The sequence below is a fragment of the Microbacterium sp. AC215 genome (assembly GCF_979258645.1).
This window is the reverse complement of record NZ_OZ409869.1, coordinates 883,697-909,846: the sequence shown is the minus strand read 5'-3', so window position 1 is coordinate 909,846 and position 26,150 is coordinate 883,697. Positions and strand designations below refer to the sequence as shown.

Sequence of the window (26,150 nt, the reverse complement as noted above, 5' to 3'; positions counted from 1 at the left end):
CAGACATCGCCAACTAGAATCGGATCGTCATGTCCTCCATCTTCGATTGCGGCGACGAGGCCCAGCTCCTCGCCGGCATGCGCCACGCCCGCCAGGCCATCGCCCGCGGCGAACTCATCGTCATGCCCACCGACACGGTCTACGGCGTCGCCGCCGACGCGTTCTCTCCCGCTGCCGTACAGCGCCTCCTCGACGCCAAAGGGCGAGGGCGCAATCAGCCGCCTCCCGTGCTCATCGGCACGAAGGAGACGCTGCACGCGCTGGCGGAGTCCGTTCCCGAGCCCGTCCAGCGACTCGTCGACGCCTTCTGGCCCGGCGGCCTGACCATCGTTCTCCCCGCTCAGCCCTCTCTCGTCTGGGACCTGGGCGACACGGAGGGGACCGTCGCCGTCAGGATGCCCGAAGGGCGCGTCGCGCTGGAGCTCCTGGCGGAGACCGGACCGCTGGCCGTCTCCAGCGCGAACCTCACCGGCCGTGAGTCGGCGATCTCCGCGTTCGATGCCGAGCGGATGCTCGGAGACAGCGTGTCGGTGTATCTCGCAGACGGCGTCAGTCGCGACGGGGTCGCGTCGACGATCGTCGACGCGACCTCCCTGGTTCCCCGCGGCGCGGAGCCCGCCGCCGGTGGTGTTCGCATCCTCAGAGCCGGCGCCGTCAGCCGCGAACGGCTGGAGGAGGTGCTCGGCGACCTGCTCGAACCCGAGGCGCCGTCGCCGGAATCGGACGGGGATTCGTGAAGCAGTACCTCCTCACGATCATCCTGACCGCCGCGATCACCTTCGCGTTGACCTGGGCGGTCTGGAAGCTGAGCCTGCGTTTCAAGCTGTACCCCGGCATCCGAGAGCGGGATGTGCACACGACTCCCACTCCCCGTCTCGGTGGCGTCGCGATCTTCCTCGGCATCGCAGCGGCGATCGGGGTCTCGGCTCTGAATCCGTTCTTCACCACCATGTGGATGCCGCCGCAGACGATGTGGTCGATCCTCGCCGCATCCCTCTTGATCGCCGTCATCGGCGTCGTCGACGATCTGTGGGATCTCGATTGGATGATCAAGCTCGGCGCACAGTTCCTCGCCGCCGGGATCATCACCGTCGGTGGCGGGCTGCAGATCCTCTCCCTGCCGTTCGGCGATCTGATCGTCTTCTCGAGCTGGCTGAGCATCACCATCACAATGTTCGCGATCGTCATCGTGATGAACGCCGTCAACTTCATCGACGGCCTCGACGGCCTCGTCGCCGGCGTCTGCCTGATCGCGAACGGCGTGTTCTTCGCCTACTCCTACATCCTGACGCGTGACACCGGAGCATCGAGCTACTTCAACCTCGCATCCTTCCTCGCCGCAGTGCTGATCGGCGCGTGCCTCGGCTTCCTCCCGTTCAACTGGAGTCCTGCGAAGCTCTTCATGGGCGATTCGGGAGCGCTCGTGATCGGTCTGCTGATGGCGACGTCCGCGATCGCCGTGACCGGGCAGCTCGAGCCGTCGGCCCTCGATCCCGAGCGTCTCGGACGATCGCAGCTCCTCGGCGCGTTCATCCCGATCCTCCTCCCTCTTCTGGTCGTGCTGCTGCCGCTCCTCGATTTCGGGCTCGCAGTGCTGCGACGGATGAACGCGGGGAAGTCGCCGTTCTCACCCGACCGCAAGCACCTGCATCACCGCATGCTCGACCTCGGCCACCGCGACCGCGACGCCGTGCTCATCTTCTACGCCTGGACCGCGGTCATCTCCCTGGCCGTCCTCCTCATGTACGTGGGCGCGCGTGAGGACTGGCCCGGCCAGTACCTCCCCGGAGTCGTGTTCGGCCTGGTGGGAATCGCCGCGTGCCTCGTCATCACCCTGAATCCTCTGCGCCGACGGAAGCCCGCGGCGTCTGCTGAGTCCGACCCGACACCCGTGGAGTCCCCGTGAGCCCGAGCCCTGTTTCCAGCAATCCGATCCTGCGGAGGACGCTGATCTGGTCCGCGGTCTCGATGGCGGTCCTCGCGATCGTCGCCGGAGCGATCGGCCTCCTCGTCGGCGGGACGGAAGGTCTCGTCAGCGGCCTGCTGGGCGTCGTGCTCGCCATGCTGTTCCTCGGCATCACGGCCCTCAGCATCCTCATCGCCAACCGCTGGTTCGGCGATCCGCTCTACGTGCAGCTGTTCTTCGCGATCGTGCTCGGCGGATGGCTTCTGAAGCTCGGTCTCTTCGTCGTGATCATGATCGTCCTGAGCGGGCAGCCGTGGATCGAGCCGATGGTGTTCTTCCTGTCGATCGTCACGGGCGTGGTGGCGACCCTCGTCATCGACGTGATCGTCATCACGCGGATGCGCCTTCCGCACGTGAGCGACGCGTCCCTTCCCTCCGAGGCTCCGATCGACCGCGCGCCGGGGGTGGAGCTGCCGACCGTCGTGCCGGAGGATCGTGCGCCCGGACGCCACCACATCGTGCCCGAACCCCCTGTGCAGGACGGCTCCGGCGAACAGCCCCCGCGGTCTTAGGACACCCTCTTATTCTGATAGTGTTGAGACGTGCCCGCCGCTCGCCCGCGAGCGCTTGCGCTTGAAGCACACCGACCATCGTCGCCCCGGTTCTGACCGGTGCCCCGAAGCTGGAGCCCGCGCTGTTCAATCTTGCTGCGACCCTGATGCCCAAACTCGCCTCTGACGGCGAGTTCCACGGACCTTCGATCGACGAGTTCTTCCCGGAGATCCTCTTCGAAGTCGCGGGTATCCCCGTGCACCGAATCCACCTCGTGCAGTTCCTCGCCGTGGTCGCCGTCGTGCTGATCCTCGTCCTCGGAACCCGCCGTATGAAGATCGTCCCCGGACGCTTCCAGAGCGTCGTCGAGATGGGGCTGGACTTCGTCCGCACCAATATCGCGCACGATCTGCTCGGACGCAAGGACGGCAACCGATTCCTGCCGATCCTCACCACCATCTTCTTCATGGTGCTGTTCATGAACATCACGGGAATCATTCCGTTCCTGAACATCGCAGGCACGAGCATCGCGGCCGTGCCGCTGACGCTCGCGCTGGTGAGCTACATCACCTTCATCTACGCGGGTATCAAGAAGAGCCCGCTGGGCTTCTTCAAGAACGCGCTGTTCCCGGCCGGCGTTCCGTGGCCGGTCTACATCATCGTGACGCCGATCGAGTTCCTCTCGACGTTCATCATCCGGCCCGTCACGCTGATGCTCCGACTCCTGATGAACATGGTGGTCGGCCACATGCTCCTGGTGCTGTGCTTCGCAGCCACCCAGTTCTTCTTCTTCACCGCAGGTGGCGGCTGGGCCGCTCTCGGTGTCGGAACCCTCGCCTTCGGCGGCGCCTTCACTCTCTTCGAGATCCTGGTCGCCGTTCTCCAGGCATACGTCTTCACCGTCCTCACCGCGGTCTACATCCAGCTCGCGGTCGCAGAAGAGCACTGAGCGGGTCGGCAACTGCCGTCCCACCCAACGAAAGGAAAAACCCGTGGACGCTACTACGGTTCTCGCAGACATCAACGGTCACCTCGCATCGGTCGGCTACGGCCTCGCAGCGATCGGTCCGGCCATCGGCGTGGGTATCGTCGTCGGCAAGACCATCGAGGGTGTCGCTCGTCAGCCCGAGCTGGCCGGCCGCCTGCAGGTCCTCATGTGGATCGGTATCGCCTTCACCGAGGCGCTTGCATTCGTCGGCATCGCCGTCGGATTCATCCCCTTCCCGTAATCCGAACCGACTTCTGAAGGAGACAGGATGCTGAACGCTCTTGTCACGAACCTCGCAGCAGAGGGTGAAACACCCAACCCTCTGATCCCTGCGTGGTACGACATCATCTGGTCGGGTCTGTGGTTCCTCGTCATCCTCATCGTCGTGTGGAAGGTCGCCCTTCCGAAGTTCACGGCAATGCTCGACAAGCGGTCCGCCGCCATCGAGGGCAACATCGCCAAGGCGGACGAAGCACAGAAGCAGGCTGAGGCCGCGCTCGAGGAGTACACCCGTCAGCTCGCCGAGGCACGCACCGAGGCCGGTGAGATCCGCGAAGCCGCCCGTGAGGACGGCAAGAAGATCGTCGCCGAGGCCAAGGAAGCCGCGTCGAGCGAAGCAGCTCGCATCACCGCGACCGCGCACACGCAGATCGAGGCCGAGCGGCAGACCGCTCTCGTCTCGCTGCGCAGCGAGGTCGGCTCGCTCGCGATCGACCTCGCCGGTGGCGTGGTCGGCGAGACGCTCTCCGACGATGCACGTGCGACCGCGGTCGTCGACCGCTTCCTCGCCGACCTCGAAGCATCCGAGAAGGCGGCTCAGTAATGGGCAGCGCGACCACTCAGGCACTCGCGGCATCCACTCAGACGCTTGCCGCAGCGACGGACGTCACTCTCGACACGGCGCGGGAGCTGTTCGCAGCCGCACGCGCCGTGGCGGAGTCGTCTCATTTGAGCGGCGCGCTCGCTGACCCGTCGGCTCCGGTCGTGGCGCGACAGAACGTCGTCGCCGCGGTGTTCGGCGGGTTCTCGCAGAACGCGCAGACCGTCCTGAAGACGGTCGTCGCCGAGCGCTGGTCATCGGCTTCCCAGCTCGTGGACGGCGTCGAGGAACTCGCGATCAGGGCTGCGGCGATCGCCGAACCGCAGGCTGACATCGGGGGAGAGCTCTTCGGCTTCACCCGGGTGATCGCCGCGAACGCGGAGCTCGAGCTCGCGCTCGGAAGCCGCCTCGGGGGCGAAGACGCCAAGGGCGCGCTCGTCGACAGGCTTCTCGCCGGGGGCGTCAGCGACGCGACCGCCGTGATCGTCTCGTCGCTGGTGCGCCAGCCTCGTGACCGTCGCGTTCGGCAGATGCTCACCCGTGCGACGCGGGTCGTCGCCGACCAGGGCGACCGTGTGGTCGCGACGGTGCACAGCGCCACACCGCTCACCGACGCACAGCGCACCCGTCTCAGCGACGCTCTCTCGCGTCGTTACGACGGCAAGATCTCGCTCAACGAGGTCAACGACCCCTCTGTCGTCGGAGGCCTGCGCGTGCAGATCGCCGATGACGTCATCGACGGCAGTATCTCCGCCCGTCTCGCCGATCTTCGCCAGAAGCTCGCCGGCTAACACGACTTCGCGCGGGGAACCGCGCACCCAGATACAAAGGGAAGACAATGGCAGAACTATCGATCAGCCCCGACGTCATCCGTGACGCGCTGAAGGACTTCGCCGCAGCATACGAGCCCACTGGGGCCGCGGCGACCGAGGTCGGCACCGTCATCGACGCAGCCGACGGCATCGCGCATGTCGAGGGACTGCCCGGGGTGATGGCGAACGAACTCGTCACCTTCGCGGACGGCACCAAGGGTCTCGCGCTCAACCTCGACGAGCACCAGATCGGTGTCGTCGTGCTCGGCGACTTCACCGGCGTCGAGGCCGGCCAGGAAGTCACCCGCACGGGTGAGGTCCTCTCGGTTCCCGTCGGCGACGGCTACCTCGGTCGCGTCGTCGACCCGCTGGGTAACCCGATCGACGGCCTCGGCTCCATCGCCACCGAAGGCGTTCGCGAGCTCGAGCTGCAGGCACCGGGTGTCATGCAGCGCAAGTCGGTGCACGAGCCGATGCAGACCGGCATCAAGGCCATCGACGCCATGATCCCCGTCGGCCGCGGTCAGCGTCAGCTGATCATCGGTGACCGCCAGACCGGCAAGACGGCCATCGCGATCGACACGATCATCAACCAGAAGGCCAACTGGGAGTCGGGCGACGTCAACAAGCAGGTGCGCTGCATCTACGTCGCCATCGGTCAGAAGGGCTCGACCATCGCTTCGGTGAAGGGCGCGCTCGAAGAGGCCGGCGCTCTGGAGTACACCACCATCGTGGCGGCTCCGGCATCCGACCCCGCCGGTTTCAAGTACCTCGCTCCCTACACCGGTTCGGCCATCGGCCAGCACTGGATGTACGGCGGCAAGCACGTCCTCATCATCTTCGACGACCTGTCGAAGCAGGCTGAGGCCTACCGTGCGGTGTCGCTTCTCCTGCGTCGTCCGCCGGGCCGCGAGGCTTACCCGGGTGACGTCTTCTACCTGCACTCGCGTCTGCTCGAGCGTTGCGCGAAGCTGTCCGACGAGCTCGGCGCAGGTTCGATGACCGGTCTCCCGATCATCGAGACCAAGGCGAACGACGTCTCGGCATACATTCCGACCAACGTGATCTCGATCACCGACGGCCAGATCTTCCTCCAGTCCGACCTCTTCAACGCCAACCAGCGTCCGGCGGTCGACGTGGGTATCTCGGTGTCGCGAGTCGGCGGTGACGCTCAGGTCAAGTCGATCAAGAAGGTCTCCGGAACGTTGAAGCTGGAGCTCGCGCAGTACCGCTCCCTCGAGGCGTTCGCGATGTTCGCATCCGACCTCGACGCGGCTTCGCGTCGTCAGCTCTCCCGTGGAGCGCGCCTGACGGAGCTGCTCAAGCAGCCTCAGTACTCGCCGTACCCCGTCGAGGAGCAGGTCGTCTCGATCTGGGCCGGAACGAAGGGCAAGCTCGACACCCTCGAGGTCTCGGACGTTCTTCGCTTCGAGCGCGAGCTGCTCGACTACCTGCGTCGCAACACGAAGGTGCTCGAGACCCTGCGCGAGACCAACGTCCTCGATGACGACACCGTCGCCGAGCTCGACAAGCACACCGACGCTTTCCTTCTGGAGTTCCAGGGTGGCAAGGGGCAGGCCATCGGCGCCCCGGGTCACGAGGAGCACGCTGCAGCCGAGGCTGAGGACGTCAACCAGGAGAAGATCGTCAAGGGTCGTCGCGCGTAATCGCGTGAGGAACTGATTTCATGGGCGCTCAACTCAGGGTCTACAAGCAGAAGATCTCTTCTGCTCAGACGACCAAGAAGATCACGAAGGCGATGGAACTCATCGCGGCTTCGCGCATCCAGAAGGCGATGGCACGCGTCAAAGCGTCCAGCCCCTTCGCGCGGGCCGTGACGAGGGCCGTGTCCGCCGTCGCGACGCACTCGAACGTCGACCACCCGCTCACCCGCGAGCCCGAGACGATCCGCCGCTCTGCGGTCGTGATCTTCTCGTCGGACCGCGGTCTCGCCGGAGCCTTCAACTCGCAGATCCTCCGTGAGGGTCTCGAGGTGGCGGAGCTCCTGCGGGGGCAGGGCAAGGAGCCGGTGTTCTACCTCGTCGGACGCAAGGCCGTCGGCTACTTCCAGTTCCGCCGCATCGCGGCTGCTGCGGAGTGGACGGGCGACACTGACACCCCGTCGTTCCACACGGCGGAGGAGATCTCGGCCACGCTGCTCGAGGACTTCTCGCGCGGTGCGGATGAGGGTGGCGTCGACGAGATCCACCTCGTGTACAACCGCTTCGTCAGCATGATGACGCAGTCGCCGGAATCCGTGCGACTGCTCCCGCTGGAGATCGCGGAAGCCGATGACTCGGAAGCGGGCAGCGCCGTCTACCCGCTGTACGAGTTCGAGCCGGATGCCGAGACAGTCCTCGACGCGATCCTGCCGGTGTACATCCAGAGCCGCGTCTTCAACGCTCTCCTGCAGTCGTCTGCCGCCAAGCAGGCCGCCACGCAGAAGGCGATGAAGTCGGCCAGCGACAACGCCGACAAGCTCATCACCGACTACACCCGTCTGCGCAACAACGCGCGTCAGGCGGAGATCACGCAGCAGATCGCGGAGATCGTCGGCGGCGCCGACGCACTCTCGTCGAGCAAATAGACCATCAGGAAAGAGACGAAGAAATGACCCCCACCGCTACGGCTGACCAGCCGGCGACCGCGGTCGTCGGGCGCGTCGCGCGCGTCAACGGTCCGGTTGTCGACATCGAGTTCCCGCACGACTCGATCCCCGACATCTACAACGCTCTGAAGACCACCATCGTCATCGGCGAGGAGTCCACGGAGATCACCCTCGAGGTCGCTCAGCACCTCGGCGACGACCTCGTTCGCGCCATCGCGCTGAAGCCCACCGACGGCATCGTCCGCGGCCAGGAAGTCCGCGACACGGGCGAGGCCATCTCGGTCCCGGTCGGCGACGTCACCAAGGGCAAGGTCTTCAACGTGATCGGCGAGGTACTGAACCTCGAGCCCGGCGAGACCATCGAGGTCACCGAGCGTTGGCCGATCCACCGCAAGGCCCCCAACTTCGACCAGCTCGAGTCGAAGACCACGATGTTCGAGACCGGCATCAAGTCGATCGACCTCCTCACGCCGTACGTGCTGGGTGGAAAGATCGGTCTGTTCGGTGGAGCCGGTGTCGGAAAGACCGTCCTCATCCAGGAGATGATCCAGCGCGTCGCGCAGGACCACGGTGGAGTCTCGGTGTTCGCCGGTGTCGGTGAGCGCACCCGTGAGGGCAACGACCTCATCCACGAGATGGAAGAGGCGGGTGTCTTCGACAAGACGGCCCTCGTCTTCGGCCAGATGGACGAGCCGCCGGGAACGCGTCTGCGCGTCGCCCTCTCGGCTCTGACGATGGCGGAGTACTTCCGTGACGTGCAGAAGCAGGACGTGCTGCTCTTCATCGACAACATCTTCCGCTTCACGCAGGCCGGTTCCGAGGTCTCCACGCTGCTGGGCCGCATGCCCTCCGCCGTGGGTTACCAGCCGAACCTCGCCGACGAGATGGGCCTCCTGCAGGAGCGCATCACGTCGACCCGTGGCCACTCGATCACCTCGCTGCAGGCGATCTACGTGCCCGCCGATGACTACACCGACCCGGCACCGGCGACCACGTTCGCCCACCTCGACGCCACCACGGAGCTCTCGCGTGAGATCGCGTCGAAGGGTCTGTACCCGGCCATCGACCCGCTGACCTCGACGTCGCGCATCATGGACCCCCGCTACTTGGGCGAGGACCACTACCGCGTCGCCACCACGGTCAAGCAGATCCTCCAGAAGAACAAGGAACTGCAGGAGATCATCGCCATCCTCGGTGTCGACGAGCTCTCCGAAGAGGACAAGATCGTCGTGTCTCGTGCACGTCGTATCCAGCAGTTCCTCTCGCAGAACACCTACATGGCCAAGAAGTTCACGGGTGTCGAGGGTTCGACCGTCCCGCTCAAGGAGACCATCGAGTCGTTCGATGCGATCGCCCGCGGTGACTTCGACCACGTCGCCGAGCAGGCCTTCTTCAACGTCGGTGGCATCTCCGATGTCGAAGAGCAGTGGGCGAAGATCCAGAAGGAGAACGGCTGATCATGGCATTGCATGTCAGCCTCGTCTCCGCGGATGCGGAGGTCTGGACGGGAGAGGCGAGCCTCGTGGTCGCCAAGACCGTCGAGGGTGAGATCGGATTCATGGCCGGCCACGAGCCGGTCCTGGCGATCCTCGCCCAGGGCGAGGTCCGGATCACGCAGACGGATGGCACCAAGGTGCTCGCCAACGCGCAGGACGGATTCCTCTCGATGGAGAGCGACGTCCTGACGATCGTGGCAGGCAACGCGGCTCTCATCGCCTGATCAGTCTCAGTTCCTCGCGTCCGCCTCGGCCCTCAGTGGGTCGGGGCGGACGTGTCTGTATCCCGAGGTCTCATGAAGATTCTGCTGCCCCCGTCGGAGACCAAGCGACCCGGAGGACGCGATGCGCCTCTCGACGAGAGCTCGCTGGCGCTCCCCGGTCTGGTCGCTGAGCGCCGAGCGGTGATCGATGCGCTCATCGATCTGGCGCACGACGAGGAAGCAGCGCGCAGAGTGCTGAAGCTGAGCCCCAAGCAGGCAGGCGATGTCGAGCACAATCGGATGCTGCGCTCGGCCGCGACGATGCCGGCGGTCGACCGTTACACGGGCGTTCTGTATGACGCTCTCGACGCGGGCAGTCTCGACCCCGCGTCTCGCCGCTGGCTCGGTTCGCACGTCTGGATCCACTCGGCGCCGCTGGGGCCGATCGGAGCGCTCGATCTCATTCCGCCGTACCGGCTCGCTGCCGGGACCTCAGTGCCGGGCCTGGCTGCGCTGCGCAGGCACTGGGCAGCCGCGACCACGGCGGCCATAGCGGGGGAGGACCCCGACTTCATTCTCGATCTGCGCAGTGAGGCCTACGTCGCGCTCGGCCCCGTGCCGGACTCCGTGCCCTCCGCTTATGTGCGGGTCGTCACCGAGCACGGACGGGCTCTCAATCACTTCAACAAGAAGTCCAAGGGTCTTCTCGTGCGCGCCTTAGCGGAGGACCGCCCGAGAGTTCGGTCGCTTCGCACGCTTCGGACATGGGCGGCGAGCAGGGGTCTCGTCCTTCGACCGACCGACGACCGCGGTGTCGAGGAGCTCGTCGTCGCGGAATGACGGTGCATGACGGGCAGTGCGCTGTCTCCGCGTGTGTCGTTGCCCCGAATATCAGCACACCGATATGGTGGGTCTCGCGGCGCGCACAGCGTCCGCTCCATCGGATCCGGAGGGGATCATGTACAACGACTATTACGACAACGGGGCGGCTATCGCCGGTCTGTTCGTCGTCTTCTTGATCAGTCTGCTCTTTGCGCTGGCGTTCTATGTGATCTCGTCGATCTTCCTCATGAAGATCTTCGAAAAGGCTGGCGTCCAGGGCAAGTGGCGCGCGTGGGTGCCGGTGTACAACACGATGATCTTCGCGAAGCTGGGTGACATCTCGCCGTGGGTCGTCCTCATCGGCATCGGTCTCTCGTTCATTCCGTACCTCAACTTCCTGACCGGCATCGCTCTCGCTGTGGTGCTCGCTCTGGCCGCATGGCGGGTCGGACTGAAGCTGCAGAAGGATGCCGTCTGGGTGGTCCTGTTCGTTCTGCTCTCGATCGTCTGGTACGGCATCAACGCGTTCGACAAGTCGCGCTGGAACCCGAACATCGTTCCCGCACCGTGGGCAGGAAACAGCTTCCTCGCCGATTCCACCGTCTGGGATGGCGTTCCTGTGCAGCCGCGTCCGGCAGCCGGTCCCGGCTACGGCGCTCCGCAGGGCTACGGCGCTCCTCAGCAGGGCTACGCGCCGCCCGCGCCGCAGGGATACGCACCGCCCGCGCAGCCCGGCTACGCTCCGCCCGCCCAGCCCGGTTACGCTCCGCCCGCGGCCCCGTCGACCACCGGTGCTCCGCCGGCTGCTCCGTCGACGCCGCCTACGGCACCGCCCACGGCACCGCCGGCTCCGCCCGCAGCGCCTCCGGCCGCTCCGCAGGTTCCGCCCACGGATCCCACGCAGCCTCCGGCCTGATCGCATACGGCACAGAGCCCTCGACTTCTGTCGGGGGCTCTGTGCTGTATGGGGCGCTCGCGGCGTGGTGAAGAGCAACGGTGGAAGACGATAACGTGGAGGCATGCTCATGTCGCAGCCCAGAGTCGGCGCCGCAGGACTCCGCGTGATGGCCGGGGGTGCGCGTGCGGCCGTCGCGGCGTCCACTACGATATGTGAGTGTCCTGGGGTAGCCCGAACCGCAGGAAATCCGGAGGCGACGAGTGGCTGAGACGACGACGAAGACGCGCCGCGTCACGGTTGCGCAGCGTCAGCTGCTCCTGTCCTGGGCAGGCGTCACCGACGTGGGGCGGCGACGTGAGACGAACCAGGACGCGTTCTTCGCGGACTATCCACTCTTCATCGTCGCCGATGGCATGGGTGGCCATGCGGGCGGCGAGATCGCGAGCCGCAGCACGGTGAAGCGGCTCGACGCCGTGGTCGCTGCGGGCGCGGTCGATCGCGGCGCCATCGAGGGTGCGTTGGAGATGGCGGTGGCCGATATCGCCGACCATCCGGAGACCACGGACGAGGGTACAGGGACGACGCTCACCGGAGTCTTCCTCGAGTTCGAGGGCGACGAGCCGCATTGGACGTCGCTCAACATCGGCGACTCGCGCGTGTACCTCCTCAGGGACGACCGCCTGGTGCAGATCACCACCGACCACTCGGTCGTGCAGGAGCTCATCGCGGCAGGCAAGATCAGCCCCGAAGAGGCCGAAGGTCATCCGTACAGCAATGTGATCACACGAGCGGTCGGGGCGAGCGAGCTCACCGCTCCCGACTACGTCACGCTCGATGTGCGCCCGGGAGATCGTTTCGTGATCTGCTCTGACGGACTCACGAAGGAGCTGACCGACTACGGCATCCAGCATTTCCTCCGCGAGAACGCCGATCCGGCTGCCGCCGTCGATGCGATGCTCGCTGCGGCACTCGAGAATGGCGGTCGCGACAACGTGACGCTCGTCATCGTGCAGATCGCGGACGAGTCGCCCTCGGTGCCGGACGAGTCCTCCTCCACAACGGACGAGTCCTCCGTCTGACGTCCTTTCACTGTGGAGGGCTGATTCTGAGCCCCGCATGTGCGGTCCACTGGAGGCATGGACTCTCTGCCGATCGCGATCCCTGCCGCCCCCGCACCGGCTCGTAGGCCTCCGACACCGTTCGTCGCGGCACTCGTCCCCGTAGCCGCTGGAGTGGTGCTCTGGCTCGTCACCGGGTCGCTGTTCTCCCTGTGCTTCGCGGTTCTGGGTCCCCTGATGATCATCGCTTCGCTGATCGACGGGTCGCGATCCCGACGCAAGGCGTCGCGGGTGGCTGCGACCGACAGCGAGGCTGCCTGGTCGCTCGTCGAAGCACAGTTGACGCAGCTTCACGATGATGAGCGTCAGTTGCGGTGGCATCGACATCCCGACGCTGCGGCAGGCCTGGCGCAGCCGCCTCTGCGCGGCCTCGACCCACCCGACGCCGCCACTGAGGTCGTCGTCGGCAGCGGTACGGGCGACAGCGGCGTGCGCGCTTCGGGCGGGGATGGGGAGCGCGAACGGGACTTCCGGATGCGATGCGCGAGGGTCGAGCGGGTGCCGGTGACGGTGCCCCTCAGCGGTGGCATCGGACTGCGCGGCTCGTATCCTCTCGTCGCCGCCGCGACGAGAGCGCTCGCGGTGCAGTTGTGTCTCAGATTCGGCACCGCCCAGATGTCCATCGTCGGCTCCCGTCTTGAAGAGCTGGGGCTCGCGGGGTTCCCGCAGACCCACGCCGCTCGGCGCGGCTCGTTCCGGGTGGCCGTGGTGCAGGGCGCTGATCCTCGACCGACGGCCGACGCCGTGATCTGGCTGCTGGATCGGGATGATGATGTTCCGGAGGGGATCACGACCGTCATCGACATCACCGAGCCGCACCGGGCGCGCGTCCGCACGGCGCAGGGGATCGTCGAGGTCGACGCCGAGTGCATGTCCCGGGATCAGACGATCGCGATCGGGGTCAGTCGCACAGGAGAGGGAGAGGAACTCGATTCTGTCCCCGCGTCGGTGGCGCTCAGCGACCTGCTGCAGCCGGAATCGCTCGTTGGTCTGCCGGCCGCAGTCGGCCGTGGTGAGCGGGAGGACATACTTCTCGACATCGTCGATGACGGGCCGCATGCCATCGTGACCGGCACGACCGGAACGGGCAAGAGCGAGCTGCTGGTCTCGTGGGTGACGGCCATGGCGAGCCGCCATGGACCCGACCGAGTGACATTCGTCCTCGCCGATTTCAAGGGCGGCACAGCCTTCGAACCGCTTCGGATGCTCCCGCAGGTGGCTGCAGTGATCACGGACCTCGATGAGGAGGGGGCGCGGAGGGGCGTCTCCAGCCTGACCGCCGAGCTGCGGCGCCGCGAGTCGGTCCTCGCCGAGGCCGGCGCACGAGACGTCCGTGAGGTCGGCATGGCGAGGCTGGTCATCGTGGTCGACGAGTTCGCCGCGCTGCTCCAGGATCATCCGGACCTCGGGGTTGTGTTCACGGACATCGCCGCTCGGGGAAGGGCGCTGGGCATGCACCTCGTCCTCGGGACGCAGCGCGCGTCCGGCGTGATCCGCGACGCGTTGGCGGCGAACTGTCCGCTGAGAGTGAGCCTGCGTGTTGCGGACGCCGCTGACAGTCGGGCCGTCATCGGTGCCGACGACGCGGCTGAGCTACCGGGCGGCGTCGAGTCGAGGGGCTTGGCTCTGGTTCGTCGCCCGCAGGACGCTGCGCCGATAGCGATGCGAGTGGCTCTGACCGGCGTCGCCGATCTCAGGACGATCGCACTGAGGTGGGCTGACGACGACGTTCCGGGCAGCCCGTGGCTACCAGTGCTGCCGCGGATGCTTCCTCTCGCGGAGCTTCAGGCTGAGACACGCAAGGACGGCGAAGTCATCCTGGGCCGAGTCGACGAGCCGGAACGTCAGGAGCAGCCACTCGAGCGCCTGTCGATCGGATCCGATCGAGGAATCGCCTTCCTCGGAGGACCCGAGTCGGGGCGCAGCTCGGCCTTGCGTGCGCTCGCCAAGCAGCATGGGCATCCACTCTGGATACCGACCGATCCAGAGCATTCGTGGGACGCCGTCGTGGCTCTGGCGGAAGGGGGAGTTCCGCGCGGGGGGCTCGTGCTGTGCGACGACATCGACGTCCGGATCGGCGAGCTGCCCGTCGAGTACGGCCAACAGCTGGCGCAGCTCTGGGAGCAGATCCTCCGCAACGGGGCCGGAGCCACGATCGCGATCACGGCGACGAGAGCATCGGGGCCCGTCGGGCGGCTTCTCGATGCTCTGCCGCGTCGGGGGCTGCTCAGGATGCCGAGTCGGGTCGATCACCTTGCTGCGGGTGGGGACTCCGCAGGTTTCGATCCGCAGCGCGGTCCGGGACGGATGCGGATGGGGGATCGGGAGATGCAACTGGTCTGGGTCCCCGAGGAGCGACTGCGGTCGTCGGGTTCATCCAGTGGCACCTCTCGATATCGGGAACGGGAAAGTGACGGCTGGGCTCCGCGGCGTGCCCTCACGGCGCTCATCACGCCGGGGGTGTCTGCGGTGGCGGAGTCAGTGGCGGCTGCGTATCCCGACTGCGACGTCGTCACTCTGAGCGGCGAACCGCGCGATGCTCAGGCACCCACGCGTCCCACCGTCCTGCTCGGCGATGCAGACGCGTGGCAGCGCAGTTGGACGCTGTGGCAGCGGGTGCGTCGAGAGGGCGAAGTGCTCATCCGAGCCGAGAATGCCGCGGAGCTGCGGCAGCTCGCCGGTGTGCGAGAGCTCCCGCCGTATTCGCGACCGCATGCGGGCCGGGCGTGGTCGCTGGTCGGCGACTCCGGGCCCCGACGAATCGTGATCCCGGCACTCGCGCCTCGGCGATGAGAAGCGTGTCGTCTCCTGGTCAGATGGCACTGCCGGGGCGAACGGCTCCGACCGTCGCCCCACCGCCGAGCACCTCGAGAGGCAGCGCGGCGGCGAGTGTCGCCACGTCCGAATCGGTGAGCCCGCCTGCGCGCGCCAGCAGAGTCGCCGCCACGATGGTCGACGCGCGCGCCCCGCCGTCGAGCATCTTCAGCGCGACGGTCGTGCCGTTCGGGGCGACCATGACCATGATCCCTTCGGCACCGCCCTTCGCGAACACGCCGAGCGTCTCGATCGCGATGGTGTCCGGGCGCCCCGGGCCGTCGATCGTCCACGGGTGCTCACGCACCGCGCGCACCAGCGAGCCGGCCACCCGGTGCAGGGCGAAGGGCGAGCGGTCCGAGGCGGTGCCGATCCGGTGGATCGATCGGGCGAGGCCCGTCAGCGTGATCGCGTATACCGGGGCGCCGCAGCCGTCGATGGCCGTGTGAGCGACCTTCTCGCCGGTGAGACGCTCGATCACGTCGCGGATGTGCAGCTGAAGCGGATGCGCCGGGTCCAGGTAGCTGTCGGTCGGCCAGCCCGTCGCGACGCAGGCACGGAGCATGGCCGCGTGCTTGCCTGAGCAGTTCATGCGGATACGTGTCTGTGCGCCGTGTTCGCGCACGAGCTCATCGCGAGCGGCGGTATCGCCCGGCCACGCCGGCGGGCAGCCCAGGTGGTCCTCGGTGAGACCGCCCTCGGTGAGCACGTCGCGAACCACGGAGGCATGACGATCCGTGCCGCTGTGGCTCGCGGTCGACATGGCGAGCTGCTCGTCCTCGAGAGCGGCACCCGCGGTGATGCACGCCACGGCCTGCAGCGGCTTGAGGCTCGAGCGCGGAAGTATCAGGGCGTCGGCGTTGCCGTATCGAGCGACGACGTCGCCGTCGGGTGAGAGGACCACCGCCGCCCCCGCGTGGCGGGACTCGATGAACCCGCTGCGTTCGACGACGGCGAGTTCCACGGCATCTTGAACGGTGAGAGTCTCCAGCACCTCCCCAGGATATCGTCGGATGGGCGTCGACCGTGCCACCGGCACATCGTCCGGCACATCGTCCGGCAGAGTCGAGTGGCAGACTGTCGATATGGCAGATCGACTCGCGCCGCTCGGCGAGCACCGTTACTCACTCACCTCGACCTGGACCGGAAACTCTGGCACCGGCACCAGCGGCTACCGCGAGTATCGACGCGATGTCACGCTCGAGGTCGACGGCAAGCCCGACATCCTGGCCTCAGCCGATAAGCCGTTCCGTGGCGATCCGTCCCGGTGGAACCCTGAGGATCTGCTCCTCGCCTCCCTGTCGCAGTGCCATCTGCTCTCGTATCTGCACGCGTGCGTGACGGCTGGCGTCGTCGTCGTCTCCTACCGCGATACGGCCTCCGGCATGATGCGAGAGGACGGGCGCGGCGGCGGCGCGTTCGTCGAGGTGATGCTGCGGCCCGAGGTCGTCGTCGCGGACGCCTCGATGATAGAGGCGGCCGAACGTGCCCATGCCCAGGCGAACGCATGGTGCTTCATCGCGAATTCGATGAACTTCCCCGTGCGGCACGAAGCCTCGGTCCGCGCCCAGCAGAGCTGACCGGCGGCGGCGTCAGCGGCGCTCGTGGGGCAGCGCCTGCTTGATCTTCTCGATGGTGCCCTGCGCGGGAGCCTCGTTGTAGGCGTCCGCCAGTTCCTGCCCGGACAGGGCATGGATCGCGGCCATGATCTCGTCCGTCGCGAGTCTGCGGGCGCGCCCGCTCGTGGCGGGTCCGTGGGGCGAGAGGTCGAGAGGTTCGCCGAAGCGCACGGTGATGCGCTCCTTCAGGGTCGGCATCTTGGCGCCGACGGGCATCACCTTGTCCGTGCCGACGAGGCCGACCGGCACGACCGGCGCACCGGTCTGCAGGGCGAGGAACGCCACGCCGGTGCGTCCCTTGTAGAGGCGTCCGTCCGTCGAGCGCGTGCCCTCCGGGTAGAGGGCGACAGCGAGGCCCTCATCGAGAAGCTGACGCTGCACGTCGAGTGCGTCGAGGGCGGCCTTCCCCGCTCCACGGCGGACCGAGATCGCCCCGATGGACTCGAAGAACGTCTTGCTGAGCCAGCCCTTGAATCCAGGGCCCTCGAAATACGTGGACTTGGCGAGGAAGTGCACGGGCCTCGGTGCGGCGACCGGGATCGCGATCGAGTCGATGAACGACAGGTGGTTGCTCGCGAAGATGACCGGGCCGTCCTGAGGGACGTTCTCCCTGCCTTCGATGCGGGGCCGGTAGATCGTGCGCGCGAGGGGCGTGATGAGGCTGCGACCGAGCGCATAGGCGAAGCCGGCGTGGCGAGGCTTCTCAGTCTCTGCGGGCGAAGTCTCGGGCTCCACGGACTGCTCTGACGTCATCAGAGCAGATTACCCCGGCGATCATGCCCCGGTGGGAATGAAGCGCCGGAGCGAGTCTCCCAGCATCGGCAAAGGGGTATGGGGGATGATGGGGTGTCCCGCCCGCGATCCTGAGGTTCCACTGTGCGCAAGCGTCCGCTTATCGTCCTGTCCACCGTCGCCGCGGCGACCCTTCTGCTGGCCGGGTGCGCCGGAGGCTCGGACCCCGAGTCCACGAGCACTCCTGACCCTGCCGCCGAGACCTCCTGCCTGGCGGACATCGCGTCGGGCGCCGGCTCCGATGCCGTGACCGTCGAGGGATCCGGGGCAGACGCCAAGGTCACGGTGCCGGCGGGCACCGACCTCGCGGAGGCCGAGCGCTCGGTCGTCGTCGAGGGTGACGGCGACGACGTCATGCCCGGCGATCTCGTGTCTCTGCGCTACCAGCTCATCGACGCCACCACCAACGAGGTGCTCAGCACCTCGGAGCGGGGCCCTGACGGGGTACTGTCAGCCCTGCTCGCGGTGCAGCAGCCTCAGCAGATCGTCGACCCGACGCAGTCCACGGTGTTCACGGTGGCGGCCGAGTGCCTCCCGATCGGTTCGAGTGTCGTGCTGACGCTGCCCGCCGCGCAGGAGGGCATGAACCCGAGCGTCCTCTACGTCGAGACGATCGAACAGCTTCCTACGACCGCATCCGGCTCTGATGTCGACGCGACCGAAGGCATGCCGACCGTGAAGCTCGACGACGAGGGCTCGCCGACGATCACGCTCCCGGACTCCGATGCTCCCGCCGAGACGGAGGTGGCCGTCCTCAAGCAGGGCGACGGCGCCGTCGTCGGCGCAGGCGACCTGGTCACTGTGCAGTACCGCGGTGTGAAGTGGTCGGACGGCTCGGAGTTCGACTCCAGCTGGAGCCGGGATGCAGCTCCCTCGCAGTTCCAGACCAGCGGTGTCGTGACGGGCTTCAAGATGGCACTCGAGGGCCAGAAGGTCGGTTCGCAGGTCATCGTCACCATGCCTCCGAAGGATGGCTATGGCGAGGGCGAGATCAACGACACCGATCTGACCGGCGAGACCCTGGTCTTCGTCGTCGACATCCTCGCGACCACGCCGATCGAACAGGCCCAGTAAGACGGAGGGGTCGAGGGCTTGCCATAGGCTGGCGGCATGCGTCGCATCATCGTCCTCGGCTCCACCGGCTCCATCGGCACACAGGCGCTCGACGTCATCCGGGCGAATCCACGTCGCTTCGAACTCGTCGGGCTCGCGGCCGGAACGAATGCCGAGATGCTCGGAGAGCAGGCTGCCGCTTTCGGGGTCGAGAACATCGCGCTCGGCGCGACCGAGGCCGAGCAGCTCGTAGGTGACGTCGAGGCTGACGTCGTTCTCAACGCGATCACCGGATCGATCGGACTCGGCGCCACTCTCGCGGCGCTGAAGGCGGGAAGAACGCTCGCTCTCGCGAATAAGGAGTCCCTCGTCGTCGGAGGCGAGTTGGTGTGCGCAGCAGCTGCCCCTGATCAGATCGTCCCGGTCGACTCCGAGCACTCGGCGCTCGCCCAGGCGCTGCGAAGCGGCACGCACGCCGAGGTGCGCCGCCTGGTCGTGACGGCATCCGGTGGTCCGTTCCGCGGCCGTTCGCGTGATCAGATGCTCGATGTCGCGCCGCAGGAAGCGCTCGCGCACCCCACCTGGGACATGGGCCGGATGGTTACGACGAACTCCGCGACGCTCGTGAACAAGGGACTCGAGGTGATCGAGGCGCACCTGCTGTTCGATGTCGCCTACGACGACATCGAGGTCGTGGTGCACCCGCAGTCCATCGTGCATTCGATGGTCGAATTCATCGACGGCTCGACGATCGCTCAGGCGTCCCCGCCCGACATGCGTCTGCCGATCTCGCTGGGTCTCGACTGGCCGAGCCGTGTGGGCGGCGTCGGTCGCCCGCTCGACTGGACTCAGGCGACTTCGTGGACCTTCGAGCCGCTCGACAACGTCGCGTTCCCGGCGGTCGATCTCGCGAAGTCCGTCGGTCGTGCGGCTGCCACTTTCCCTGCGGTCTACAACGCGGCCAACGAGCAGGCCGTCGATGCCTTCCACGAGGGTCGCCTGCCGTTCCTCGGGATCGTCGACACGATCTCTCGGGTCGTCGACTCCCACGAGCCCCCGCAGACGCTGACGGTCGAGTCGCTGGCGGATGCCGAGGAGTGGGCGCGCCGCAAAGCCGACCAGCTCATCGCTCGAGCCTGACCGAACGGTTCTGGGCGGTATTCCGCCCAGGCCGCGCGGTCGACCCGGGCGCGGATGCGGTCGTCGACGGCATCCGCGCCCGGGTCAGTCCTCGTCCGGGTAGGGGACCGGCCAGTGAGAATCGGGCACGGGCCATCCGGCTGCTCGGAGGGCACGACGCGCCAGCTCGCGGGCCGAGTACGGCGTGCGAACACCCCGGATGTCGCGATAGTCCTGGTGGCCGGGTCCCGCCCACAGGATCGAGTCGCCTTCGCCGACCAGGCCCACGGCCGCCACGATGGCCGTCTCGGGAGGCGAGTACTCATGGATCTGCGCGTCCGGGCGCGCGGCGCGTGCGCCGGCCACGAGAGTGGCTCTGATCGAGTCGGGGTCTTCGAAACGGGGGTGGTGGTCCGTGACGACGAGGATGTCGCTGCCCTCGACGGCCGTGCGCGCCATGTCGTAGCGCTTGCTGGCATCGCGGTCGCCATCGGCGCCGAAGAGCATCAGTACCTTGCCCGGTGTGACACGGCGCACCGCGGCGAGCGTCTTCTCGAACGCGTCGGGGGAGTGCCCGAAGTCGACGAAGACGACCGGGCCGGTGTCGCCGGAGACGAGCTGGGTGCGACCGGGAAGGTGCGCCAGAATGCCACCGTCACGGTCGAGTGCCGTGGCGATTCGATCCCAGGCGTAGCCGCCCTCGAGCAGCATCACGATGGCGAGTGCTGCGTTCGCGGCCATGTGCGGACCGATCACGGGAACCGTCGTCGTGAGCCTGCCGGCCGGGCCGGTGAGAGTGAACGTGGTGCCGGACGCGCGTTCGTCGTCGATCACGACGACCCAGTCGGCACGGGCCGCGGCATCGGGGTCGGCGGCGATGGAGGGCGTGCCGACGGTGACCACGGGGATCTCCGAGCGCTGAACGACCGTGGCGCCCGACGGGGAATCGAGGCATACCACTGCGCGGGTCGCTCGATCCGGACGGAAGAGCGGCAGCTTCGCCTCGAAGTACTCCTCCATGTCGGCGTAGTCGTCGAGGTGGTCATGGCTGAGGTTGGTGAAGCCGGCGACGTCGAAGCGGATGCCGTCGACGCGATGACGTGAGAGCGCCTGCGCGCTGACCTCGACGGCCACGGCTTCGACATCGCGCTCGCGCATCAAGGCGAGGAGCGCGTGCATCTCGGATGCCTCAGGAGTGGTGAGTCTCGACACGATCACCTCGCCGGCGATGTGTCGTTCGGCGGTCGATGAGAGTCCGGTGACGACGCCGAGCTGGTCGAGGATGCCCTCGAGGAGGTGCGAGACACTCGTCTTGCCGTTCGTCCCGGTCGTCGCGAACAGCAGCGGGAGCGGCTCGCCTGCGCCGGTGCCGTAGACCCAGGCGCTGAGGGCGCCGAGGACTGCGCGCGGGTCGTCCACCACGAGCACGGGCAGGCCCGCGGGTTCGGCGATCTCGGCGCCGTCCTCATCCGTGATGATCGCGACAGCGCCCTTCTCCGCGGCGGTGACCGCGAAATCGGCGCCGTGGCGGTTCACGCCTCGGATCGCGACGAACGCCTCGCCGGGGCGGAGATCGGCGGTGGCCAGGGTGATGCCGGACAGGGTGACACCGGTCACCTCGCCACGGACGTCTCGTGCGAATCGAGAGGCGAGTTCGGACAGCTCACGCCGGGGCGGGTTCGCGGGGCGGAGCACGGGAGGCAGGCTCGGTTGTTGTTCAATCGACATGTCCCTTTCATGATCTCACGCCCGCGGCGCGATGACCGGGTGCGGCACGTCTCCCCGGCCGCATGCGATCGGGGAGACGTTCCGGCGCGTCACGCCGCGCGGCGGTACGCCAGTACCGAGACCACGAGCGCGGCGATGCCGGCGACGAGGCCGCCTGCGCCCAGCGCCGTGCCGACCGCATTCGCGGATCCCGCATCGTCGGCCGCGTCCGCACCGGCGGAGTCTGCATCTCCGGCATCTTCGGCAGAGTCATGCTCGCCGTGCCCGTCGGCAGCGGCCGCGGTCACCTCGACCACGGGAGCGGGCGCGTCGAGGCTGTGCGGGTCCTCGCCGTCCTCCGCGAGCTGGGTCCATTCGGTGCTGCCTTCGACGCAGGTCTGGATCACGGGGAAAGCGAGAGAAGCGGGTGTGTTCTCGTCGAGGCCGACCGCCATGCTGACCGCTCCGCGCAGGTCGTTGGGCACCGGTGTGACGGCGGTGTACGTCACGGCGCTGACGAGTCCGTCGTCGCCCTTCTCGATGTCGATCGTCCAGTCGCTGTCCATGGTGGGCGCGACCGACGCGAGCCCCTCCGGCATCGTGACCTTCAGCGAGGTGGTCGGAGAGTTCTCGCAGCCGTGCGCGAACGAGAAGGTCAGAACGCCGTGGTCTCCTGCGCTCAGCTCGTCGGGGCTGACGCTGACGTGTGCGCTGGCCATGGCCGGGATGGCGAGTGCGAGGATCGCACCCCCGATGAGGCCTGCGGTGACGTTGCGACGGGTGGTGCGGGTGTTGGTGGAACGCATGGTGGTACTCCTGTGTGCTGATCTGCGGGCGCGTCGGTGTGCGCGTCGTCCGCGGGAAGGGGAAACGCCTCGGGGAGGCGATGCGAGATCAGACGAGTGCGGGAGGTCCGCGGCGGGAGACCGACGCAGCGAGAAGGTCCTGATCCGGCAGTCGGATCGCGAACACGGGGATCGCGGGGTGCTCGGACATGGGCCGGAACACGGCGACCGCGTGACGAAGGCGAGCCCGCACCCATCCGGCGATGGCCCGCACCGACGATTCGCCGTGACACAGCAGAGCAGTGGTGAGGATCGCCGCGGCGACGTGGCCGATGAGCATGAGGGAGTCGGGGGCGGTCGTCGCGACCACCGGGCCCAGAGCGGCGAGATCGAGGTGGTGCTGATGTCCCGCCGGTGCCGCCGTTCCGGTCGGCGTGCCGAGCAGCTGGAACACCAGGTGGAAGAGCCCCTGGCTGATCAGCACCGTCAGAGCGATCCGCGCGCGAGACATCCCTACGCCGATGAGCAGTGCGGCGAGCGGGACCAGGAGGATCGCCACGGCGACCACGAGGAGCGGATGCGGCGCGGCCCCGCCAGCGGTGGTGTGCGATGCGGCGGCGACGAGAGTCGCAGCACCGGATGCCGTCGCTGCGCGCAGAAGTCGCAGCTGGCGGGAGGTCACGGGACAAGCCTAACCGTGCGACGCGGTCGCCCCGTGCAGCTCTCGGGGCGTATTCCTAGGCGTCGAGCACTAGCTTGGGGGAGTGGAAGCACTGCTCTATCTGGCCGGCATCGTGTTCATGCTGATCGGCCTCGGTCTGTCGATCGGTCTGCACGAGGTCGGACATCTCCTGCCGGCCAAGCTGTTCGGCGTGCGCGTCGGCCAGTACATGATCGGCTTCGGTCCGAGGATCTGGTCCAAGCGAATCGGCGAGACCGAGTACGGGTTCAAGCTGCTGCCGCTCGGTGGCTTCATCTCGATGTCGGGGATGTACCCGGCTTCCGCCGCATCGGGGCCTGCGAAGGGCGTGTTCAGCGCTCTCGTCCAGGACGCACGGACGGCGAATGACGAGACGATCGCCGAGGGCGCTGAGGACCGCGTCTTCTACCGGCTTCCCGTGTGGAAGCGCGTCATCGTGATGCTCGGCGGTCCGCTGATGAATCTGATCCTCGCGGTCGTGATCTTCACCGTCCTCGTCTCCGGGATCGGCGTCCAGCAGGGAACCACGACGATCGCTTCGGTGAACGAGTGCGTGCTCCCCGCCGGCTCATCGGCGACCGAATGCACGCCGGACGATCCGGCCACGCCCGCGGCAGAAGCCGGGATCCTCCCGGGCGACGTCCTCGTGTCCGTGGACGGGCAGCCGGTGTCGACGTTCGCTCAGGCGACCGCCATCGTGCAGGCGGCGCCGGGCGAGACCCTGGAAATGGTGGTGCTGCGGGACGGTGCCGAGGAGACGCTGAGCATCACGCCTATCGAAGCTGAGCGCACCATCACGGATGCGAGTGGGCAGCCCGTCCTCGACGACGACGGGCAACCCGTCGTGCGAGAGGTCGGCTACGTGGGTATGGCCGCTCAGATGGGCTTCGTGCCGCAGCCGCTCTCCGCCGGCCCCCAGATGGCCGCGGACACCGTCGCCCGCGTGGGGTCGATGATCGTCACCCTTCCCGTTCGGATCTGGGACGTGGGCGTCTCACTGGTCACCGGTTCGGAGCGGGACCCGAATGGACCCTTGAGCGTCGTCGGGGTCGGACGCATCGCCGGTGAGGTCGCAGCGACCGATGCGCCGGTCCTCAATCGGTTCTCCGTGCTTCTCGGACTTCTCGGCTCCCTGAACGTGGCCCTGTTCGTGTTCAACCTGATTCCGCTCCTGCCGCTCGACGGCGGTCATGTCGTGGTCGCCCTGTGGGACGGCATCAGGCGCGCCTGGGCGAAGCTGTTCCGTCGTCCGCCGCCCGCGCCCGTCGACGCGACCAGGCTCGTGCCGCTCACGGTCGTCGTCGCCACTCTTCTCATCGCGATGGGGGCCGTGCTGCTCCTCGCCGACGTGTTCAACCCCGTGAAGCTCTTCGGAGGTTGAGCGGCCGGTGCGGCCGATCCACCGGACTGCGCCCGGTCGAGGATCAGCTGAGCGCGTGCGTGACCAGGCGCTCGAGAGTGCGGATGCCGTCGCGGGACAGGATCGATTCCAGGTGCCCCTGCACCGACGCGAAGCGGTCGCCCCGAAGCGCATAGACGTCGCCCGATTCCGGGTCTGCCGACACCTCGACCGAGCCGATCGACGTCGTGCCCGGAGCAACCCTGGCGGTGAAGGTGTTGTAGAAGCCGATCGAGGCGTTCTCGCCGAACACGGGCACCGCCTTCTGCAGCCCCTGGTGTGGCGCCGTGAGGGGTGTCAGTTCGATGCCGAAGCGATCACTGAGGATCTGGTGGCTCAGGCATACCGCGAGCAGTGGCGCCTCGGCGTCGACGCGTCGGGACACGACCTCACGCAGTCGAGTGATGCGGTCGCTCTCGACGTCACGGGGGTCGCCGGGGCCCGGACCCGCGACAACGAGGTCGGCTGCATCGAGCTCCGCGTCGTCGGCGTCGCTCCAGGCGCGGATCGCGACGTCGAGTCCCAGGTGGCGCAGCTGATGCGCCAGCATCGTGGTGAAACGATCCTCTGCATCGACGACGATCGCCGATCGCCCGGCGAAAGGACCGCTCAGGTCGTCGCCCTGCGGATTCAACCAGAAGTCCGCGAGCCGCGCATTGCGGGACGAGAGGAGCTCCGAGACCGCGGGGTCGTCGGCAAGCGTCTGCGGCCGACCCGGGGCGTCCGCGTCGTCGCGGGCTTCGGCGACGCGGTCTCGGTCGATCGCTCCGATCGCGCCGAGCACTCCAGCGGCCTTGCCATGCGTCTCCGACACCTCGCCGTGGGGATCCGAGTGCCGAACCAGGGTCGCACCCACCGGAACGCTGAGCGATCCGTTCTGCAGGTACACGGTTCGGATGAGGATCGGGGCGTCGAGATCGTGACCACCGTCGACGTTCGGAGTGAACAGTGCGGCGACGCCCGAGTAGTATCCGCGGGGCTTCTTCTCGTGCCGGCGGATCACCGCGCATGCGTTCTGCATCGGCGAGCCCGTCACCGTCGGCGCGAACATCGTCTCGCGCAGGATGTCCCGCGGGTCGAGCGTGCTGCGCCCGCGGAGCATGTACTCCGTGTGGGTGAGGCGGGACATCTCCTTCAGATGCGGTCCGGTGATGCGCCCGCCGTCGGAGCAGACGGCGCTCATCATCTTGAGCTCCTCGTCCACGACCATGAAGAGCTCCTCGGTCTCCTTGGTCGACGAGAGGAAGTCCACCAGGGTGTCCCGAGTCGCTCCGCCGGCCGGGTGGCGGAAGGTGCCCGAGATCGGGTTCATGGTGACGACCCCGCCTCGCGCGACGACATGCGCCTCGGGGCTCGCGCCGACGGCGATGTGTCCGGGCGTGACGACCGCGAAGGTCCAGTAGGCGCCGCGTTCGTGCGTGAGCAGGGCGCGGAACCAGGTGAGGGCCGCGGCTCGGTCGTCGACGTCGATCTCGGCGGTGAAGTCGCGGCGGATCACGAAGTTCGCGCCCTCGCCCCGTCCGATCTCGTCGGCGATCACGGTCTCGACGATCTGGGCGTAGTCGTCGTCGGCGATGTCGAAGCCGCCGTCACGAAGGGGGACAGGGGCGGAAGGGAGTTCGGCGACCAGTTCGGAAGCCGGGAGATGCAGATGCTCGTCGACCACGATGCATCGCAGCGGCGCGCCGTCGTCTTGGGCGACGAACCCGCGCTCGCGCACCTGGCGGTACGGCACCATGGCGAAGATCTCGCGAAGGGTGCCCTCGATCGTGAGCGGGATGTCGGCGAGCAGGTCGACGTCGACGACCTCGCCTGTGAGCAGCTCGACGGTGTCGGCGCCGTCGCGGGCGATCAGCACGAACGAGGCCGTGGGATCTGCGGTGAGCTCGGCAAGACGTGAGAGGGTCATCGGTGTCTCCTGTGCGTGGCTCCGGCTCGG

General features: G+C 67.5%; 25 protein-coding genes. 19 read left to right on the top strand and 6 right to left on the bottom strand.

Translation table 11 applies throughout. The features are described 5' to 3' along the window. Positions 1 to 29 precede the first annotated feature (29 nt). From ACZZZF_RS04715 to ACZZZF_RS04645, 15 genes are all read left to right on the top strand, one after another. Positions 30 to 737, top strand: coding sequence for an L-threonylcarbamoyladenylate synthase (locus ACZZZF_RS04715; RefSeq protein ID WP_053095755.1), 708 nt, complete (start codon positions 30 to 32; stop codon positions 735 to 737). Then, complete coding sequence (locus ACZZZF_RS04710) at positions 734 to 1,906, top strand: MraY family glycosyltransferase (RefSeq protein ID WP_053095756.1); 1,173 nt, start codon at positions 734 to 736, stop codon at positions 1,904 to 1,906. The genes ACZZZF_RS04715 and ACZZZF_RS04710 overlap by 4 nt, the downstream gene beginning before the upstream one ends. Then, positions 1,903 to 2,478 carry a hypothetical protein gene (locus tag ACZZZF_RS04705; protein WP_463497281.1) on the top strand — a complete coding sequence of 192 codons (576 nt, stop codon included), beginning with the start codon at positions 1,903 to 1,905 and terminating at the stop codon, positions 2,476 to 2,478. The genes ACZZZF_RS04710 and ACZZZF_RS04705 overlap by 4 nt, the downstream gene beginning before the upstream one ends. Before the next feature lie 146 nt (positions 2,479 to 2,624). After that, on the top strand, positions 2,625 to 3,407 hold the full coding sequence (gene atpB, locus ACZZZF_RS04700; protein ID WP_053095758.1) for a F0F1 ATP synthase subunit A: 783 nt from the start codon (positions 2,625 to 2,627) through the stop codon (positions 3,405 to 3,407). Between the two features lie 43 nt (positions 3,408 to 3,450). After that, a complete protein-coding gene (gene atpE, locus ACZZZF_RS04695; RefSeq protein WP_042541851.1) occupies positions 3,451 to 3,687 on the top strand; it encodes an ATP synthase F0 subunit C in 237 nt (78 codons plus the stop codon). Between the two features lie 27 nt (positions 3,688 to 3,714). Next, positions 3,715 to 4,269 carry a F0F1 ATP synthase subunit B gene (locus ACZZZF_RS04690; protein ID WP_053095759.1) on the top strand — a complete coding sequence of 185 codons (555 nt, stop codon included), beginning with the start codon at positions 3,715 to 3,717 and terminating at the stop codon, positions 4,267 to 4,269. Next, complete coding sequence (locus ACZZZF_RS04685; protein WP_053095760.1) at positions 4,269 to 5,057, top strand: F0F1 ATP synthase subunit delta; 789 nt, start codon at positions 4,269 to 4,271, stop codon at positions 5,055 to 5,057. The genes ACZZZF_RS04690 and ACZZZF_RS04685 overlap by 1 nt, the downstream gene beginning before the upstream one ends. Before the next feature lie 47 nt (positions 5,058 to 5,104). After that, entirely contained in the window at positions 5,105 to 6,745 is a 1,641-nt protein-coding gene (gene atpA, locus ACZZZF_RS04680; protein ID WP_053095761.1) for a F0F1 ATP synthase subunit alpha, read from the top strand. 20 nt (positions 6,746 to 6,765) lie between these two features. Beyond that, the gene (locus tag ACZZZF_RS04675) at positions 6,766 to 7,665 is read left to right on the top strand and encodes a F0F1 ATP synthase subunit gamma (RefSeq protein WP_053095762.1); all 900 of its coding nucleotides are present in this window, start codon (positions 6,766 to 6,768) and stop codon (positions 7,663 to 7,665) included. Positions 7,666 to 7,688: 23 nt separating this feature from the next. Beyond that, complete coding sequence (gene atpD, locus ACZZZF_RS04670) at positions 7,689 to 9,143, top strand: F0F1 ATP synthase subunit beta (RefSeq protein ID WP_053095763.1); 1,455 nt, start codon at positions 7,689 to 7,691, stop codon at positions 9,141 to 9,143. 2 nt (positions 9,144 to 9,145) lie between these two features. Continuing rightward, complete coding sequence (locus ACZZZF_RS04665; RefSeq protein WP_053095764.1) at positions 9,146 to 9,406, top strand: F0F1 ATP synthase subunit epsilon; 261 nt, start codon at positions 9,146 to 9,148, stop codon at positions 9,404 to 9,406. Positions 9,407 to 9,478: 72 nt separating this feature from the next. After that, on the top strand, positions 9,479 to 10,225 hold the full coding sequence (locus tag ACZZZF_RS04660; protein ID WP_463497278.1) for a YaaA family protein: 747 nt from the start codon (positions 9,479 to 9,481) through the stop codon (positions 10,223 to 10,225). 118 nt (positions 10,226 to 10,343) lie between these two features. After that, a complete protein-coding gene (locus ACZZZF_RS04655; protein WP_157538147.1) occupies positions 10,344 to 11,123 on the top strand; it encodes a DUF5684 domain-containing protein in 780 nt (259 codons plus the stop codon). Positions 11,124 to 11,365: 242 nt separating this feature from the next. Then, complete coding sequence (locus ACZZZF_RS04650) at positions 11,366 to 12,184, top strand: PP2C family protein-serine/threonine phosphatase (RefSeq protein WP_053095767.1); 819 nt, start codon at positions 11,366 to 11,368, stop codon at positions 12,182 to 12,184. A 57-nt stretch (positions 12,185 to 12,241) separates the two neighbouring features. Then, on the top strand, positions 12,242 to 15,016 hold the full coding sequence (locus ACZZZF_RS04645; protein WP_463497275.1) for an FtsK/SpoIIIE domain-containing protein: 2,775 nt from the start codon (positions 12,242 to 12,244) through the stop codon (positions 15,014 to 15,016). A 19-nt stretch (positions 15,017 to 15,035) separates the two neighbouring features. Here ACZZZF_RS04645 and ACZZZF_RS04640 read toward each other — a convergent pair whose 3' ends face one another. After that, the gene (locus tag ACZZZF_RS04640) at positions 15,036 to 16,031 is read right to left on the bottom strand and encodes an asparaginase (RefSeq protein ID WP_053095770.1); all 996 of its coding nucleotides are present in this window, start codon (positions 16,029 to 16,031) and stop codon (positions 15,036 to 15,038) included. Between the two features lie 91 nt (positions 16,032 to 16,122). On the opposite strand from ACZZZF_RS04640, the gene ACZZZF_RS04635 reads away from it, so the two are divergent. Then, positions 16,123 to 16,617 (top strand): OsmC family protein, encoded by a 495-nt coding sequence (locus tag ACZZZF_RS04635; RefSeq protein ID WP_400340868.1) that lies wholly within the window; start codon positions 16,123 to 16,125, stop codon positions 16,615 to 16,617. A 12-nt stretch (positions 16,618 to 16,629) separates the two neighbouring features. Here ACZZZF_RS04635 and ACZZZF_RS04630 read toward each other — a convergent pair whose 3' ends face one another. Then, a complete protein-coding gene (locus tag ACZZZF_RS04630) occupies positions 16,630 to 17,409 on the bottom strand; it encodes a lysophospholipid acyltransferase family protein (protein WP_053095771.1) in 780 nt (259 codons plus the stop codon). A 123-nt stretch (positions 17,410 to 17,532) separates the two neighbouring features. Here ACZZZF_RS04630 and ACZZZF_RS04625 point away from each other — a divergent pair, with 123 nt between their 5' ends. Further along, complete coding sequence (locus ACZZZF_RS04625; RefSeq protein ID WP_056278410.1) at positions 17,533 to 18,522, top strand: FKBP-type peptidyl-prolyl cis-trans isomerase; 990 nt, start codon at positions 17,533 to 17,535, stop codon at positions 18,520 to 18,522. A 36-nt stretch (positions 18,523 to 18,558) separates the two neighbouring features. Then, the gene (gene dxr, locus ACZZZF_RS04620) at positions 18,559 to 19,641 is read left to right on the top strand and encodes a 1-deoxy-D-xylulose-5-phosphate reductoisomerase (protein WP_463497273.1); all 1,083 of its coding nucleotides are present in this window, start codon (positions 18,559 to 18,561) and stop codon (positions 19,639 to 19,641) included. Positions 19,642 to 19,725: 84 nt separating this feature from the next. Here dxr and ACZZZF_RS04615 read toward each other — a convergent pair whose 3' ends face one another. The 3 genes from ACZZZF_RS04615 to ACZZZF_RS04605 form a co-directional block, all read right to left on the bottom strand. Next, positions 19,726 to 21,348 (bottom strand): Mur ligase family protein, encoded by a 1,623-nt coding sequence (locus tag ACZZZF_RS04615; protein WP_320488028.1) that lies wholly within the window; start codon positions 21,346 to 21,348, stop codon positions 19,726 to 19,728. Between the two features lie 89 nt (positions 21,349 to 21,437). After that, the gene (locus ACZZZF_RS04610) at positions 21,438 to 22,133 is read right to left on the bottom strand and encodes a YcnI family copper-binding membrane protein (protein WP_463497270.1); all 696 of its coding nucleotides are present in this window, start codon (positions 22,131 to 22,133) and stop codon (positions 21,438 to 21,440) included. An 88-nt stretch (positions 22,134 to 22,221) separates the two neighbouring features. Beyond that, entirely contained in the window at positions 22,222 to 22,794 is a 573-nt protein-coding gene (locus ACZZZF_RS04605) for a hypothetical protein (protein ID WP_463497267.1), read from the bottom strand. 82 nt (positions 22,795 to 22,876) lie between these two features. Here ACZZZF_RS04605 and ACZZZF_RS04600 point away from each other — a divergent pair, with 82 nt between their 5' ends. Then, positions 22,877 to 24,193, top strand: coding sequence for a M50 family metallopeptidase (locus tag ACZZZF_RS04600; protein WP_150115054.1), 1,317 nt, complete (start codon positions 22,877 to 22,879; stop codon positions 24,191 to 24,193). A 43-nt stretch (positions 24,194 to 24,236) separates the two neighbouring features. Here ACZZZF_RS04600 and ACZZZF_RS04595 read toward each other — a convergent pair whose 3' ends face one another. After that, positions 24,237 to 26,120, bottom strand: coding sequence for a chorismate-binding protein (locus ACZZZF_RS04595; RefSeq protein ID WP_463497264.1), 1,884 nt, complete (start codon positions 26,118 to 26,120; stop codon positions 24,237 to 24,239). Between the last annotated feature and the right edge of the window lie 30 nt (positions 26,121 to 26,150).